16 protein-coding genes are annotated in these 15,384 nt (G+C 51.8%); all 16 read right to left on the bottom strand.

All coding sequences use genetic code 11. From position 1 onward, the window contains the following. Positions 1 to 20 precede the first annotated feature (20 nt). The 16 genes from EHW58_RS10335 to EHW58_RS10260 all read right to left on the bottom strand — a co-directional run bounded on the left by EHW58_RS10335 (position 21) and on the right by EHW58_RS10260 (position 15,373). A complete protein-coding gene (locus tag EHW58_RS10335) occupies positions 21 to 746 on the bottom strand; it encodes an RNA polymerase sigma factor FliA (RefSeq protein WP_077578014.1) in 726 nt (241 codons plus the stop codon). Next, on the bottom strand, positions 739 to 1,626 hold the full coding sequence (locus EHW58_RS10330; protein WP_046074933.1) for a MinD/ParA family protein: 888 nt from the start codon (positions 1,624 to 1,626) through the stop codon (positions 739 to 741). Before EHW58_RS10330 ends, EHW58_RS10335 begins: the two co-directional genes overlap by 8 nt. Then, a complete protein-coding gene (gene flhF / locus EHW58_RS10325) occupies positions 1,619 to 3,139 on the bottom strand; it encodes a flagellar biosynthesis protein FlhF (RefSeq protein WP_370517852.1) in 1,521 nt (506 codons plus the stop codon). The genes EHW58_RS10330 and flhF overlap by 8 nt, the downstream gene beginning before the upstream one ends. Before the next feature lie 55 nt (positions 3,140 to 3,194). Then, positions 3,195 to 5,300 carry a flagellar biosynthesis protein FlhA gene (gene flhA / locus EHW58_RS10320; RefSeq protein ID WP_152796262.1) on the bottom strand — a complete coding sequence of 702 codons (2,106 nt, stop codon included), beginning with the start codon at positions 5,298 to 5,300 and terminating at the stop codon, positions 3,195 to 3,197. Positions 5,301 to 5,450: 150 nt separating this feature from the next. Next, positions 5,451 to 6,587: a flagellar biosynthesis protein FlhB gene (flhB, locus tag EHW58_RS10315; protein WP_152796260.1), complete on the bottom strand. Its 1,137-nt coding sequence runs from the start codon at positions 6,585 to 6,587 to the stop codon at positions 5,451 to 5,453. A 4-nt stretch (positions 6,588 to 6,591) separates the two neighbouring features. Continuing rightward, positions 6,592 to 7,374, bottom strand: a complete 783-nt coding sequence (gene fliR, locus EHW58_RS10310; protein ID WP_152796257.1) for a flagellar biosynthetic protein FliR — start codon at positions 7,372 to 7,374, stop codon at positions 6,592 to 6,594. A gap of 11 nt (positions 7,375 to 7,385) precedes the next feature. Beyond that, positions 7,386 to 7,655, bottom strand: a complete 270-nt coding sequence (gene fliQ / locus EHW58_RS10305; protein ID WP_046074938.1) for a flagellar biosynthesis protein FliQ — start codon at positions 7,653 to 7,655, stop codon at positions 7,386 to 7,388. An 11-nt stretch (positions 7,656 to 7,666) separates the two neighbouring features. After that, the gene (fliP, locus tag EHW58_RS10300) at positions 7,667 to 8,506 is read right to left on the bottom strand and encodes a flagellar type III secretion system pore protein FliP (RefSeq protein WP_077578010.1); all 840 of its coding nucleotides are present in this window, start codon (positions 8,504 to 8,506) and stop codon (positions 7,667 to 7,669) included. Continuing rightward, a complete protein-coding gene (gene fliO / locus EHW58_RS10295; RefSeq protein WP_158010009.1) occupies positions 8,503 to 8,886 on the bottom strand; it encodes a flagellar biosynthetic protein FliO in 384 nt (127 codons plus the stop codon). Before fliO ends, fliP begins: the two co-directional genes overlap by 4 nt. 8 nt (positions 8,887 to 8,894) lie before the next feature. Next, positions 8,895 to 9,293: a flagellar motor switch protein FliN gene (fliN, locus tag EHW58_RS10290; RefSeq protein WP_046074940.1), complete on the bottom strand. Its 399-nt coding sequence runs from the start codon at positions 9,291 to 9,293 to the stop codon at positions 8,895 to 8,897. A gap of 29 nt (positions 9,294 to 9,322) precedes the next feature. Continuing rightward, entirely contained in the window at positions 9,323 to 10,393 is a 1,071-nt protein-coding gene (fliM, locus tag EHW58_RS10285; RefSeq protein ID WP_077638746.1) for a flagellar motor switch protein FliM, read from the bottom strand. A gap of 8 nt (positions 10,394 to 10,401) precedes the next feature. Continuing rightward, complete coding sequence (gene fliL, locus EHW58_RS10280) at positions 10,402 to 10,893, bottom strand: flagellar basal body-associated protein FliL (protein WP_077638747.1); 492 nt, start codon at positions 10,891 to 10,893, stop codon at positions 10,402 to 10,404. 22 nt (positions 10,894 to 10,915) lie between these two features. After that, positions 10,916 to 12,544 carry a flagellar hook-length control protein FliK gene (locus EHW58_RS10275; RefSeq protein WP_152796255.1) on the bottom strand — a complete coding sequence of 543 codons (1,629 nt, stop codon included), beginning with the start codon at positions 12,542 to 12,544 and terminating at the stop codon, positions 10,916 to 10,918. 88 nt (positions 12,545 to 12,632) lie between these two features. Beyond that, on the bottom strand, positions 12,633 to 13,088 hold the full coding sequence (fliJ, locus tag EHW58_RS10270; RefSeq protein WP_077606539.1) for a flagellar export protein FliJ: 456 nt from the start codon (positions 13,086 to 13,088) through the stop codon (positions 12,633 to 12,635). 3 nt (positions 13,089 to 13,091) lie between these two features. Further along, a complete protein-coding gene (gene fliI / locus EHW58_RS10265) occupies positions 13,092 to 14,411 on the bottom strand; it encodes a flagellar protein export ATPase FliI (RefSeq protein WP_046074945.1) in 1,320 nt (439 codons plus the stop codon). Beyond that, positions 14,411 to 15,373 (bottom strand): flagellar assembly protein FliH, encoded by a 963-nt coding sequence (locus tag EHW58_RS10260; protein ID WP_152796253.1) that lies wholly within the window; start codon positions 15,371 to 15,373, stop codon positions 14,411 to 14,413. Before EHW58_RS10260 ends, fliI begins: the two co-directional genes overlap by 1 nt. Between the last annotated feature and the right edge of the window lie 11 nt (positions 15,374 to 15,384).

The raw sequence follows: 15,384 nt of genomic DNA, 5'->3' as shown, positions 1-15,384 counted from the left end.
TTTATTGTCGAAACAGTTACTTACTCACTATGCCAAGCGGATAGCTTAGCTCTCAAACGTTGCGTAGCCTGACTTTGAATCTGACAGACCCGGGATTCACTGACCCCTATCACTGCTCCTATCTCTTTGAGGTTTAATTCCTCATCATAATAAAGAGATAGCACCAGCGCCTCTCTTTCAGGAAGACTTTTTATCGCCGCCGCTAATGCGGCTTTGAAACTGTCTTCCGCAACACCCTGAAAGGGAGTGTTGTCATTACGGCGACTCTCTGTTGTGAATGCATCTTCAGAGACGCCCAGATCATCCATCCCGATCAAACGTCCACAGTTTACATCGTTAAGCGCCTGATGGTACTGCTCTAAGCTCATATCAAGCTTTTCTGCAACCTCCACGTCGGTTGGATCCCGACCTAACGCTTTTTCTAGCGATGCGATAGCATCACTGATTGAACGACTCGCCTTGTGGACAGACCGTGGCACCCAGTCACCGCGGCGCATATCATCCAGCATAGCACCGCGAATTCGAATACCGGCATAAGTTTCAAAACTCGCCCCTTTGGAGGGGTCATAATTTTGCTGTGCCTCAAGGAGGCCGACCATACCAGCTTGGATCAAATCTTCTACTTGAACACTCGGTGGCAAGCGCCCCATCAAGTGATGCGCGATGCGCTTGACCAAACTCGAATAACGCTCAAGTACCGCTTGGCGATCTGCCCCTGTGCGGCTATACGTGAGCGCTCTATTCACGAACTAACTCTCCTGCGTCATCATTTTTGATAAGCAACCGCTCAACAAAAAACTCAAGATGGCCTCCCGGATTTCGCGGCACCGGCCAAGTCAGCGCTTTGTTCGCCAGCGCATTCATTGCCAATGATGCGGGCGAGCGAGGAAATGCGTCAATGACAACTTTTTGTTTTCTCACTGCTTGCCTCACCCTTTCGTCAACGGGAACACATGCTACTAATTCTAGATTAGCATTGAGAAACCTTTCAGTGACTCGCGTTAATTTTGTGAACAAGTCTCGTCCTTCACGGTAGCTTCTGACCATATTTGCAACAACTTTAAAGCGTGTCACACCATGTTCACGGCTGAGTACTTTAATCAATGCATACGCATCAGTAATTGATGTAGGTTCATCACAGACCACAATGACGACATCTTGTGCGGCGCGCGAGAAACTCAGTACCATGTCTGAAATCCCCGCGGCAGTATCCACTAAGAGTACATCAACCTCTTCTTCGAGTGTACCAAAAGCGCGAATTAAACCAGCATGTTGCGCCGGTGTGAGCTCCGTCATACCTTGAAGACCAGACGATGCAGGTACGATTTTCATACCGTGCGGACCTTCGAGAATAATATCTTTCAGATCACAGACGCCTTGAAGCACATGAGACAGATTCTTGCCCGCTCTTAGGCCAAGTAGCACATCCACATTGGCGAGGCCAAGGTCGGCATCCAACACCATGACTTTTTTCCCTTGGCGAGCCATAGACGCGGCCATTCCCAGCGTGACATTGGTTTTTCCTACGCCACCTTTTCCCCCGGTTACGGTAATAACCTTGGTGCGTGACGGATTGGTTAAACGGCGCAGGCCGCTTGCTTGATCTTGCATGCTTGTCTCAATCATAAAAGTCCGCCCCATTCGACTCTGGGACATCACTGTTCCAGAAGTGATTGTGCTGATCCGCACCTGACTCCAACATTTCACTGGCTTTGCCAACCAGGAACTGTCCCGTGGCTTGGCGGATATCTTCCGGCACACGTTGCCCGTCGGCTAAGTAGGCCACAGGCAGGGCATTTTCGATGGTGACACACAACAATTCACCGAGGCTGAGCGATTCATCGAGTTTGGTCAGAACACATCCCGATAACGGGATGCGGCGAAAATGTTCAATGGTTTCTTGCAATACACGGCGTTGTGATGTCGCCGGTAACACCAGTAGGCTACGAATATGCGAGCCACTATTTTGCATCAGGGTATCGAGCTGTTCCGACAAGCGAAGATCACGCTGCCCCATCCCGGCGGTATCTAGCAATATCAAGCGTCTATGACGCAGCTGATAAAGGATGTCGGCAAGCTCATCGGCATCTTTAGCCACTTTAACGGGGCAACCAAGAATACGGCCGTACGTGGCTAACTGTTCATGGGCACCGATACGGAATGTATCTGTGGTCACCAAGGCAATATCTTCCGGGCCAAATTCCATCGCGGCTCGCGCCGCCAGCTTAGCAATCGTAGTGGTTTTCCCGACCCCTGTCGGACCAAGAAGTGCAATCACGCCGCCGGTTTCTAGCATATTCTCGTCAACCGTGATCACCTGATCCGCAACCAAGTCAAGGAGCGCTTGCCACGCCTCATTCGGTGGTGTCTCTTCTGGGATATAACAGGCCAGTTGATCCGCTAGCTCAGAAGATAGTCCCATACGCTCTAAGCGTTTGATAAGCATGGCGCGTAACGGCTCTCGCCGCTCTACCTCTTGCCACATAAGCCCCGACAATTGGTGTTCTAATAAGCTTCGAATTGATGCCATTTCCTGACGCATTGCATCAATTTCTTGATGAGAAGCCTGGGATTGGCGTGCCTCAAACCGGGATGGATCTAGCTTAGGCTTGGACGTTGACGAAGATGCATGCGGACCGCTCGACTTATTGGCAGCCGTTTGCCAGCCAGAACGACTGCTACTTTTAAGTTGCCGACGAGGCTCATAACCGCGTCCTAGCGCGGCGGGCCGCTCGTCAGCCCCTGATGGCGATGGGCTCCGTGCTGGCTGCTTTTGTTGGCGTTGTAGCAACGCGCTCAACGAATCAGCTTCTGTTTCTGGTTCCGCGGGCTGAGATTGGTCACGGTACTCATCCAACATGGCAGAAAAACGAGGTGGGCGCTTAGTATGACCGTTTTGACGACCACCTGCCTGTTGCCGTTGACGCAGTTGCACTTGATCATCCGCAAGTTGGCGGTGAGCCTGAGAATAAGCCTGAGCAGATTGTTGCTGCGCTTTTAGTGCGGGCTTATCAGGCATTGGCTCTGTATCCGCATCAACCGCCGCGACAATTTCTACGCCGCCTGTCACTTTTTTGTTAGACATGATCACCGCATCAGCGCCAAGTTCTTCTTTCACTTGGCTTAACGCTGCTCTCATATCCTTTGCAAAAAAACGTTTTATTTTCAAAGCACTGCCCTACTCATAAACGATGTTAATTGTTGCCAACCGCATTGACGATACGAATTTGTTTTTCATCAGGCACTTCTTGATAAGACAAGACGCGTAGTGTCGGTATTGTGTTTTTAACAAATTTCGCCAATGTCGCTCGTAGCACGCCAGACGTTAGCAATACGGCCGGCTCTCCTTGCAACTCTTGCTGTTGCGTCGCTTCAGCCAACGAAGACTGCAACCGCTCAGCCAGACCCGGCTCAATCCCTGTCGACTCGCCACCGGATGCCTGCATAGTTTTATGCAACATCTGTTCCAGTTCAGGAACAAGCGTAATAACTGGCAGTTCAGGGGCGCTGCCATTGATTTCTTGAACGATCAGACGACGCAATGCAATCCTGACTGCTGCGGTTAAAATGTCAGGATCTTGACTCTTACCGGTATACTCAGCCATGGTTTGCACGATAGTGCGAATATCACGAATAGGGATCGCTTCACTCAGTAAGTTTTGCAGTACTTTGACTAGCACACTGAGCGGAATTTGATCCGGGATCAGTCCTTCAACCAAGCGCGGTACTTGCTTACCTAACATATCGACCAGATTTTGCGCTTCCTCATGACCCAATAAACGCTCGGCGTTGTTGGTCAACATCTGGCTAAGGTGGGTGGCCAACACAGTGGCAGAGTCAACCACGGTGTAACCGAGCGCTTGGGCATGCTCTCGTTGGCTTGGCTCAATCCAAACCGCCTCAAGGCCGAAAGCCGGATCCTGGGTGGGCTCGCCGTCGATAGGGCCAAAAACTTGACCTGGGTTGATCGCGAGTTCATGTTGAGGGTGGACGTCGGCTTCTCCGACAGCGACCCCCATTAAGGTGATGCGATAGTTATGGGGTGGCAGTTCAAGGTTGTCGCGAATATGTACCGGTGGGATCAAAAAACCAAAATCTTGCGACAGCTTTTTACGTACGCCTTTGACTCGGTCGAGCAGCTCTCCGCCCTGATCACGATCGACCATGGCAATCAGACGATATCCAACCTCTAGTCCGATAACATCTACCGGCTGCACATCGTCCCATGATAACTCTTTCGGTTTAGCGGGCGCGGCTTCGGGAAGATCGGTTTGCTCCGGCGCTTGCTGTGATTTTTGATATTGCTTGTATTTCCAGTACGCCAGGCCACCACAAATCACTGCCAGCAGCAAGAAAGGCACATGAGGCATCCCCGGTACTAGCCCCATCACCGTCAAAATACCGGTGGCAATCATCAACGCACGCGGGTTATCAAACAGCTGGAATACCACCTGTTGTCCCATGTCTTCTTCGGTGTTTTGTCGCGTCACCATGATGGCGGCGCCTATCGACAGCAGCAACGACGGTATTTGTGCAACCAGACCATCACCAATGGTCAGTAAGGTATATACCTCCAACGCCTCGGAAAAACCCAAGCCATGTTGACCCATCCCGATAGACAAGCCACCCACAATGTTGATGAAAAGGATCAAAATACCGGCGATGGCATCGCCTTTAACGAATTTAGACGCACCGTCCATTGAGCCATAAAAATCCGCTTCTTGCGTGACTTCTTGGCGTCGTGACCGTGCTTGTTCTTGGTCGATAAGCCCTGCGTTTAAGTCGGCATCGATCGCCATTTGTTTACCCGGCAATGCATCCAAGGTAAAACGCGCGGTCACTTCTGAAATCCGGCCCGCACCTTTGGTGACGACCATGAAGTTAATGATCATCAGGATAAGAAAGACCACCAAGCCCACGGCATAGTTACCACCAATGACCACCGAGCCAAAAGCACCAATCACTTGGCCTGCTGCATCCGAGCCCTCGTGTCCATAAAGCAAAACCACACGCGTGGAAGCAACGTTAAGCGCCAGCCGCATTAACGTTGCAATCAAGAGCACCGCTGGGAAAGCCGCAAACTCAAGTGGGCGCCGTGTATAAATGGTGACCAGCAAGACCACGAGCGACAATGCAATGTTAAATGAGAACATCAAGTCGAGCAGCATCGGTGGAACAGGCAGAACCACCATCGCTAAGGTCGCTAATACCAGTGCTGGCGCGCCGATAGCCGGCATCGCTCCTAACTTGTGGTAAGGCACTTTGTCAGAAAATGGCAATCGCCAGTTGGCTTTTAACATGTTAAGCGTTCAAATCCATGATTGGTGAACGCGGGCCTGTGCCGCGTATAATCAAAACGGGAATGCAGAGGAAGCAAGTTTTACGCCAAAAAAAGACAATAAAGTGTCAGCATTTTGGCACTGCGCTGACATTGCCGCGTTCAGCAACGCTTAGTCATGCTGCAAGTCGGAAGGGATAGGTAAATAAGCGTCATCAGGACGAGTGGGTCGTCGACCCCGTCCTTTTTTGTATTGCTTAAGCTGGAAGACATACGCCAAGACCTGCGCGACGGCGGTAAACAAACCGTCAGGGATCTGTTGCTCAAGCTCGGTGCTAAAATACAATGCCCGCGCCAGTGGGGGAGCGGGGACAATGGCAATGTCATATTCAGCCGCAATTTCTCGTATTTTCAATGCAGTAAAGTCCGAGCCTTTAGCTATCACGACGGGCGCACTATCCATATCACTGTTGTAGCGTAGCGCCACGGAGTAGTGTTCGGGGTTAGTCACGACCACATCGGCTTGAGGCACGTCCGCCATCATCCGGCGTTGCGCCATCTCACGCTGCAACATGCGAATACGCCCTTTCACTTCTGGGCTACCCTCAGTTTCTTTGTGCTCGTCTTTTACCTCTTGCTTGGTCATTTTAAGCTGCTCATTGTGTTGCCAAATTTGAAACGGCACATCAATGACCACCACAACCAACAGTGAGCAACACACGAGCAATACGAAGTTCATTAATATGTCGAGCGCGTGGTAGAGATTGCTGGGAAAGGTATCAATGGTCAGCTCAAAGAAGTCTTCCAGGTTCACATAAACCAGATAAGCCGCCACGCCGGCGACCAACAGCACTTTGAGGATAGACTTCAATAGCTCGACCAAGCCTTGGGTGCCAAACATACGCTTAAACCCAGAAAGCGGACTCATTTTCGACAGCTTAGGCCGTGCAGCTTCCCAAGAGAAACTCACCCCACCAAGCCCGGCCGCTCCCACGAGGCCGGAGATAAATAGCACAATCAAGATCAGCCCAAGTGGCAAAATCAAATGCAGTAGCTCACCGACCACCACCAGCATCAGCTCTGAGCTATCAAAGATCTCTGCACGTGACAAGGAGAATAGGCGCGTCATCAATGCCATTAAGGCTTCGCCCAGCGCTTGCCCGAACCACATCAAACTGATCGCCCCGACCACTAACACTGCCACGGAAGCCAGTTCTCTTGAGCGCGGTACTTGGCCCTTTTCCCGCGCCTGCTCCTGCCTTCGGGGCGTGGCGTCTTCTGTTCTTTCCTGACCGTCGCTCTCTGCCATGCCTCTACTCGCAATTAATTCGAATTAGCGAACAAACTTGGTTTAACCCTGTTTCCCAATGATTGTTGTAATGCGTCAACATACCGAACAGCAAATACCAGCTGATCAGCAACCCCATTAACAATGCAAAAGCGAAGCCAAGAGAGAAAATGTTTAGCTGCGGCGCGGCGCGCGTCATCACACCAAATGACAAGTTGACCACCAGCAAGGCGATAACGCCTGCTAGGGAAATACTGAGGGCAACTTTAAACATGATCCCGAACCACTGCGCCAAACTGCGGTAGTCGGCAGCACCAATCATCTCGCCAATCGGTAAGGTATCAAAGCTCATCACCACTAGGTTAAGCATTTTTAAATGCCCATCCGTGGCGAGAAACAACATCACCGCCAAAAATAAGTAAAACTGCCCTAGCAAAGGGGTATTCTGACCATTAGCCGGGTCGACCATGGATGCGAAACCCAAGCTCGACTGCATCCCCAAAATTTGCCCTAACACCACAAACGTTTGGGTGATAAATTGAGTGACCATCCCCATCGCCACACCTATGATCACTTGCTGCGCAAGCACGGTAAACCCCGCAAAAGAGACCAGCTCGATATTCTCGGGGGCGGCCGGTAACGCGGGCATCACGGCAAAGGTAATCGCTAAAGAGAGGTAGAGGCGGATCCTCACTGGCACAAACCGCGCGCCAAAGAAGGTCATCGCCATCATCATTGACGAAATACGGGTAAAGGGCCAAAAGTAGTTAGCCATCCAAGATAAAATCACCGAGGCTGGATATTCCATGGCTTGCCTCGTCAGTAGAGAATGTTGGGGATGTGATCAATCAAGCGATAGAAATACTCCATCAGCATTCGTGTCATCCAGTGGCCAAAAAACATCAGCGCAATAAAGGTCGCGATCAAACGCGGTAAAAAGCTCAGCGTTTGCTCGTTAATCGAGGTTGCCGCTTGAAAGATGGCGACAATCAGGCCAACCAACAAACCAGGCACCACAATCGCTGAGACGAGGAGTAACACCAAATAGAGCGCATCTTGGAAAAGCTCGACAAACGCTTCTGGGGCCATCGCTGCCTCCTTTAGCCGAAACTGGCTGCTAAGGTGGAGAGGATCAAGTTCCACCCGTCAACCAGAACAAATAGCATCAACTTGAAGGGTAACGACACTATCATGGGCGATAGCATCATCATACCCATTGCCATCAATACCGACGCCACGACCAAATCAATCACCAAAAACGGCAAGAACAGCATAAAGCCAATTTGGAACGCGGTTTTGAGCTCAGACGTTACAAACGCGGGGATCAGCACCGTCATCGGGACTTGTTCAGGCTCATCGACTTGTGATCCGGACATATTGACGAAGGTTTCCAAATCTTTAACCCGCGTTTGCCGGAGCATAAACTCACGCAGCGGCACCTGTACCCGATCAAAGGCTTCCCTTGCTGTGACTTGTTCATTGATATAAGGCTGAATCGCCTCTGTGTTCATTCGGTCAATCACAGGTGACATAATAAATAAGGTCAAAAACATCGCGATGCCAATGATCACTTGGTTCGATGGCGTTTGCTGTAACCCCATGGCTTGACGCAAAATGGCCATCACCACCACGATCCGAGTGAACGACGTCATTAAAATGACAACCGCTGGCAAAAAGCCCAGCGCGGTCATTATTGCCAGAATTTGCAACGTGACGGAGTAGTCTTCACTGCCATCCGGGTTGACACGCATCGTGACCGCTGGGATCCCGCCTCCCGTATTGCGACCCACTTCTAAACGTGCCGCCTCACCACTTTCGCTAATCGATTCGGTGGTGATGCTTTCTTGTGCTGGCGTCGCTTCTTGTTCGGCTGCAGCAAACGGTGTAAATAAGGTAGCTGCCACCCAGACCCAAGCGGCCAATAACATTCGTATCGTCATTTTCGATTCAACAGTTGGCTAAGCTGATTGGCAAAGCGAGAAGGCTTGTCAGACGCTGGCGTCGCCGTTGGAATGGGGTTATCCAGTGTTTTTAACACGTTCACGCTGGTAGCCGTTACGCCGACAACCAGCTGCTCGCCGTGGATATCGACCACCAGAATGCGCTCCTTTTGACCCACTGCCAATTGGCTGACGATCGTGATTCCGTCACTTTGCTGTGCCAGCCCCGGCACTTTTAATCGTCGCAGCAACCAGGCCAGAGCAAAGATAAGCCCAAGCACCAACCCCAGCGACAACAGCATTGTCACTATACTGACCTCGGGCGCCGCCGCCCACACGGGCATTGGCACCAAGAGTACACCCCAAACGCGTCGGTTCACCGTCATCCCTATCGTAGTTTCTTAATCCGTTCAGTTTGGCTAATCACATCCGTGAGGCGGATACCAAACTTGTCGTTAACGACCACCACTTCACCGTGTGCGATAAGCGTGCCATTGACCAGCACATCGAGCGACTCCCCGGCCAACCTATCTAACTCAACCACCGAGCCTTGGTTGAGCTGAAGCAGGTTACGGATGTTAATTTGCGTATGCCCCACTTCCATAGAAATGGTCACTGGAATATCGAGGATCGCGTCCAGTTTGCGCTGTTCATCCGCCCCCATTTTTTGCTCGCTGTCATCAGTGAGCTCTTCAAGTGGTGCCGCTTGTACATCATCAGAGCCCTCGGCATCAGATTGCTCAGCCAGGGCTGCAGCCCAATCATCGTCTACATCATTTTGATCCATGACGTCTCACCCTTGTTTACAGATTCTGATCACTGAGCATTACCTTGTTTATCATCGATGGGTAAATCTTCCTCGAGATCATCGAGTAGCTCAGGTTTATCCTGCAACAGCGAAATGTCCGATTTCGCCATTTCAGGACGCTTAAGTTTTTCCACAATTTTCAGTGCCAGCTTATCGTTAGATTGTCCCATCTTCGCGCGATAGGTGGGCAAGTCTTCCACGAACACCGTACACGCATCCGGCATATCAACCGGAATCACATCGCCTTTTTGCAGCTCCATCAGATCGCGCAAGGATAAAGTGACATCTAAAAGCTTGGCACTCAATTCAACATTCACATCCAAGATTTCATCCCGTAGCGCTTTACTCCAGCGCACATCGGTATCCATCTTGTCACTTTGTACCCCGGCATCAAGTAGCTCGCGAATCGGCTCCAGCATTGAGTAGGGCATGACCATATGAATGTCACCGCCACCACCATCAAGCTCGATATGGAATGAGCTCACCACAATCACTTCTGAAGGGCTGACAATGTTGGCCATTGCCGGATTAACCTCTGAGTCTAAATACTCAAAGGCCACTTCCATCACGGGCGCCCACGCGTCTTTGTAATCCTCAAACATCAACTTCAGCAGCATCTGGATCACACGCCGCTCTGTCGGGGTAAACTCCCGCCCTTCAATTCGAGCATGAAAGCGCCCATCGCCACCAAAAAAGTTTTCCACCAATATGAACACCAGACGGGCTTCCATGGTGATCAAGCTGGTGCCTTTTAGTGGGCGAAAACGCACCATATTCAAACTGGTCGGCACGTACAAGGTGTTTTGATACTCGCCAAACTTCATCATCTGCACGCCGTTGATCGACACTTCGGCGGTTTTACGCAGCATGTTAAACAAGCTAATGCGCATATGACGGGCAAAGCGCTCATTAATAAGCTCGAGCGTCGGCATCCGCCCACGCACAATTCTGTCTTGTGACGAGAAATCAAACTGAACCGCACCACCTTCACCTACTTCGGGCTCGTTATCCTCCTCTTCAACGTCATCAACACCGTGAAGAAGCGCATCAATCTCGTCTTGGCTGAGTAAGTCAGTCACGTCATCACCTATTGCATCACAAATCCAGTAAAGAGCACACGCTCTACCACCGGCTCGCCCGTTACTTTGATTAAGGCCGCGCGCACATTTTCTGCCGACTGGCGACGAATTTCGAGTTGGCCTTGTGGTGTGCGCAGTTGCTCCACCGTCGCCGCACCAAACGTATTAAGAAGCGCGTGCTCAATCAGCGGTAAGTTTTCCTTCGCTAGGGTTTCCATCTCACTGCCACGCACTAACAACTGGGTATTGACTTGCACCAGTCGTTGTTGCTCATCCCCGGTGACATTAAAAACAAAGGGTTTAGGCAAGGTGACATAAATCGCGGGCAGGGCATTGTTTTGTTCCTCGAGGACAATGTCTTCTTGGCTGCCGTCATCACCAGATAGGAAAAAGAACGCCGCACCGCCTACCGCCGCGAGCAATACAACGGCGGCGACAATGATAATAATCAGCTTTTTCTTGCTCCCACCTTGCTCTGGGGTTGCGTTATCATCTGCCATGGCTGGTCTTGCTCCTTGTTATTTAAGCATAGTAATCGACGGCGCGATCACTGTGTGAGACGTTCAGCGTTTGCCCGGCTAGCATGGCATCATCGCCATCATCCGGCCCTGTCGTGCCAAGTGGTGCCCCACCTGCATTGCCAGCACCATCGCCATGCTGGCCAGAGGCCATCTGTTGTGCACCACTGTCTTGCTGTTGAACCGACCCCTGGGCTAACTGTAGCCCTTGTTGCTGCAACATATCGCGCAACCTTGGCATCGCTTGCTCGACAGCATCACGCGCTTGCTGGTTCGCCACCGTGATATGCACAGAGGCTTGGTCGTTGTTTATCCCCAACTTAATTTGCATGCGTCCAAGCTCGGGTGGGTCGAGACGAATATCCACTTGCTTGAGGTTTTTAGACAACATGACATTGATTCGCTCAGTCAGTGCCGCGCCCGCGTCGCTAGGTGTTTGCCCCAAAGGTAGCGGGGCCTGCGCAGTTTGAGCGACCTGAATATCTTGTCGTACTGTCGCTGCGTTCGCGCTTGGTGTGCCTAGACTGCTTGCCAATTGCTGGGCCAAGTTCTCGCCTCGTGAGGCCCCTTCCGCCGCGCTTGCAGCGCTGCCTGCAGCCAATGCGGCGTCAGTTTGAACCGCCTGTTCTGCCATCGCTTTCAATGCCGCTTTACTGACATGGTCTGACCGTTCATTTTGCCCGGCTAACATAGAAGCGGCATTCGGGTTGCCTGTTGCGCCACCTTTTACGTCAGGGTTTGCCATATTCTGTTGTAGGCCCGACGCCTGTCGCAGCTTATCAGCCAATTCATTCGTTTTCGTCGTCGCCCCTTCTTTGGCTAACCAATCTTTAAGCGCAGACTCTTTATTGGCTGACGCAGCATCGCCTAAGGCAGACTCACCGGGCGCCATCTTAGCGGCGGCGGCCCCATGTTGATTCTCCTGCTGCGCCTTCATGGCCGCCCATTTGATCGCCGGTCCATCCACTGGGAGAGATTGCCCCCCTTTAGGCATCTCACCACTGCTATCAAGCGCCACTTGGCGCCCAGCACCTTGTTCCAATGCGGCGCCACGATCTTGCGTGGCTTTAACCTGGGCGACTAACGCGGCGAGTTGTTCGGGCGATAACTGCGCCAATACCTCCTCCGCGGAAACCTCATCCGGTAGCGCTTTAGAGAGTTCGGCAAGCAGTGCTTGTTTGTCTACTTCACCCTCTTGACCCTGTAGGTCTACTCGCGCGTTACTGTCAACGTCGCTCATCGGTAATGCATCGGCAGATAATGCCGTGGTATCCCCACCGGCAGGCAAGGTTTTGCCAGTAAGCATGTCCGCCGCTTGATTCAAACGCATTAATAAAGATTGGCTTTCTTCCATTGCCGTCATATCGGCAATTTTTTCCATCTCCGCCTCGCTGAAAACACCGTCAGCCAACATGGCTTCCGCATCAATGGCCTGACCATCGACGAGTAAGGTTTTGCCATCAGGGGTTAGCTTGATAGACTCCCCTTGTCCTTCACTTCCATCAAGGGATTGATGCAAAGCGGACAAAAAGCCGGCACTTTTCTCTCCTTTCACCTCGCTGGACGCGCCCTCACTCGGCGCAGACAGGGTTTTACTCGAAACATTGGAAAGTGTCAGCATTGACTGCGTCATAAGTTTCTCATCATTACCTATGGTTACCTATGCGTCAGCTTGGCATCAGCTGGCGCGTCGGTAATGAGAAAGCAATTATCGCGCCATTTTATTGTGAAGAGAAGGACGAGGGGCGTCGACGTGCGATAATCGCTGCCATTTCATCCATTTGTCGTTGTTCTTGGTAACGAGCACGCTCTGCTTCCTCACGTTCTCGTTTTTCTATCAGCCACTCTAGTGATTGCCGGTGCTGGCGGGTTTGTTGCCATGTCTGACGGCACTGCTCTAAATGATCTTTAAATTGATGCTCTGCATCTCTTTGTTTTGCCAAGGTTTCATCAAGCTGAACAATGAATTTATTTAAATGACCAAAGGCGCTGGCCGATAAGCCTGACTGACCACGCTCAGACATCTGACGGCAATACTCAAGCCGGTACTGTTCAATTTGCTCCAACTGGCGATAGTAATCATCAAGTGATTGCTGAGCCGCGCTCACACTGAGCTGAGCCTGCTTTTCATCCTCTTGGGCTTTGTCTAACAGCAACTGAAGTGCGTGATCGGCCATCGGTTACCCCTGTAAGGTTGAACGCAACATGTTGACACACATATCAAAAGGAACCACTTCTTTGATCCCTTGCTGCAGATAATTGTCGAGCTTGGGCTTCAAACTAAACGCCTGATCAACCGCCGCATCACTGCCAGGTTTGTAGGCGCCTATCGAGACCAGATCTTGATTTTTACGGCACACGGACAACACTTGCCGCACCGCTTTCGACATCAGTATTTGCTCATCGCTGGTAATATTGGGCATCACTCGACTCACTGAACGCTCAACGTCAATGGCAGGATAATGACCGCTATCTGCTAACTCGCGCGATAGCACAATATGACCATCGAGTATCGCTCGTGCTGCATCGGCAATAGGGTCTTGTAAATCATCCCCCTCGGTCAGCACGGTAAAAAAGGCCGTGATCGACCCCTGTCCAACGGCACCGTTCCCCGCGCGCTCAACCAGTGAGGGTAAGCGCGCAAACACCGAAGGCGGATACCCTTTGGTCGCGGGTGGCTCGCCCACCGACAACGCAATTTCGCGCTGAGCCTGCGCAAACCGCGTTAACGAGTCCATCAATAAGAGAACATCAAGACCCAGATCGCGAAAATACTCAGCAATGGTCAACGCCGTTTGGCAGCCTTTTAACCGCACCAGCGGTGAGGCGTCGGCAGGCGCGGCAACCACTACCGCTCGGGCACGGCCTTCTTCTCCGAGGATATCATCGATAAACTCTTTCACTTCTCGGCCACGCTCACCAATCAACCCCACGACCACCACTTGTGCAGTGGTACCGCGTGTCATCATCCCCAAGGTGACAGATTTACCCACCCCAGAACCAGCAAACAAGCCGATACGCTGCCCTTTCCCCACCGTCAAAAGACCATTGATCGCTTTGATGCCAACATCAAGCGGCTCACGGATGGGTTGACGTGATAAGGGGTTAATGGGCATGCCCTCCAAACTCGCCTGTTTATCCGTGTAGATGTCGCCTTTACCGTCCAGTGGGTTACCCATGCCATCAATAACACGTCCCAACAGCTCCATACCCACCGAGAGTTGACTGCGTTCAGACAAAGGCGTCACTCTTGCACCTGGCAATACGCCTGATACTTGCTCGTTGGGCATCAGGTATAAAAGTTCGTCGGCAAATCCCACGACTTCGGCTTCAATAGTGCCATTAAGGGTTTCAACCGAACAAACAGACCCAATGGGCGCGCGACAGCCTATCGCTTCAAGTGTCAGCCCAACCATACGCACCAATTTGCCCGACGCCACTGGCTTGGGGGCTAAATTATCAAGCTGACATTGTTTTAACCGCTCAGCGAGTTGGCTCATTATGATTGCCCTGGATCCTCAGTCGATGTGGGTTCATCTTGCGTCGTGGCCGTGGCGTCTTGCTCAACGGGTTCGTCACTCGACGGCTCGCGCTCAGCGGTCGCTGATTCGTTGGCATAGGCGCCAGTATCAATAGGCTCTACCGTTGCGCCGTCTGATGGCGTGGATTGCCGGGGTTGATTCTGCCCTTGAAACTCTCTTAATAACGCGTCCACGCGGTCAGCATAGCGATAGTCGACGACTGAATCTTTGGCTTTTACATGGACGTCTCCACGCGAGAGTGCGGGCTCTGATTGCAAAGTCCAGTCGCGGGCAGCCAGCATATCGTTGTCATACGCGTCGGTGACAATGGCATAGTCATCTGGATGCAAAGCAGCAGTAACCGGGTGGTCGGCCACTGGCAAAGCGGCAATGGCGGCCCGTAAGGTTTGTAGAATCACCTGAGGGTTAGTGTCTAGCTCCACGCCTGTCAATGATTTCGTCAAGGTCTGGACCATCACTAACAGTTGTTGCTCGACATCGATATCCAGCTTTTCTAATGGATGACTTAGCTGATTGAGAATACTGTCAAGCTGCTGGCAACGCGCTTCAATCAGCGCTTGGCCATCGGCGAGGCCTTGCTCAAACCCCGCCTTTTTTCCTTCTTCATGGCCTTTCTCATGCCCTTGTTCTAAACCGGCTTCGAGCCCCTCAGCATGCCCCAGCTGCTTGCCTTCTTCATACCCTTCGTCATAGCCCTGCTGGCGAATAGCATCGAGGGCATCGGCGGTTAAAGGTTCGGGGGCTGGCTCGTTTTCCTCCAGCTCCACCTCAACGTCCGGCTCCCAACTGGGGTCATAATTGAGTGCGGTCTCTTTGGGCAGGTTTTCGCCTTCGTTGTAAGGGGGCAGTGCCCACCTATCAATGCTTTCGGCATCGGCCTCATCGACGCGGATATAGCCACGGCGTTTTTCTAAACTCATCGTTGCCCCTT

It is taken from the genome of Salinivibrio sp. VYel1 (assembly GCF_009377945.1).
In the GTDB taxonomy this organism is placed as follows: Bacteria; Pseudomonadota; Gammaproteobacteria; order Enterobacterales; family Vibrionaceae; genus Salinivibrio; species Salinivibrio siamensis.
This window is presented reverse-complemented; position numbering and strand designations above follow the sequence as displayed.

Bases quoted from the DNA above. Each gene is read 5' to 3' on its own strand.
- fliR (WP_152796257.1), bottom strand. From the start codon at position 7,374: ATGGAATATCCAGCCTCGGTGATTTTATCTTGGATGGCTAACTACTTT.
- fliN (WP_046074940.1), bottom strand. From the start codon at position 9,293: ATGGATCAAAATGATGTAGACGATGATTGGGCTGCAGCCCTGGCTGAG.
- fliL (WP_077638747.1), bottom strand. From the start codon at position 10,893: ATGGCAGATGATAACGCAACCCCAGAGCAAGGTGGGAGCAAGAAAAAG.
- EHW58_RS10260 (WP_152796253.1), bottom strand. From the start codon at position 15,373: ATGAGTTTAGAAAAACGCCGTGGCTATATCCGCGTCGATGAGGCCGAT.
- flhB (WP_152796260.1), bottom strand. From the start codon at position 6,587: ATGGCAGAGAGCGACGGTCAGGAAAGAACAGAAGACGCCACGCCCCGA.
- fliP (WP_077578010.1), bottom strand. From the start codon at position 8,506: ATGACGATACGAATGTTATTGGCCGCTTGGGTCTGGGTGGCAGCTACC.
- fliJ (WP_077606539.1), bottom strand. From the start codon at position 13,088: ATGGCCGATCACGCACTTCAGTTGCTGTTAGACAAAGCCCAAGAGGAT.
- fliQ (WP_046074938.1), bottom strand. From the start codon at position 7,655: ATGGCCCCAGAAGCGTTTGTCGAGCTTTTCCAAGATGCGCTCTATTTG.
- EHW58_RS10275 (WP_152796255.1), bottom strand. From the start codon at position 12,544: ATGACGCAGTCAATGCTGACACTTTCCAATGTTTCGAGTAAAACCCTG.
- EHW58_RS10330 (WP_046074933.1), bottom strand. From the start codon at position 1,626: ATGATTGAGACAAGCATGCAAGATCAAGCAAGCGGCCTGCGCCGTTTA.
- fliI (WP_046074945.1), bottom strand. From the start codon at position 14,411: ATGAGCCAACTCGCTGAGCGGTTAAAACAATGTCAGCTTGATAATTTA.
- flhF (WP_370517852.1), bottom strand. From the start codon at position 3,139: ATGAGAGCAGCGTTAAGCCAAGTGAAAGAAGAACTTGGCGCTGATGCG.
- flhA (WP_152796262.1), bottom strand. From the start codon at position 5,300: ATGTTAAAAGCCAACTGGCGATTGCCATTTTCTGACAAAGTGCCTTAC.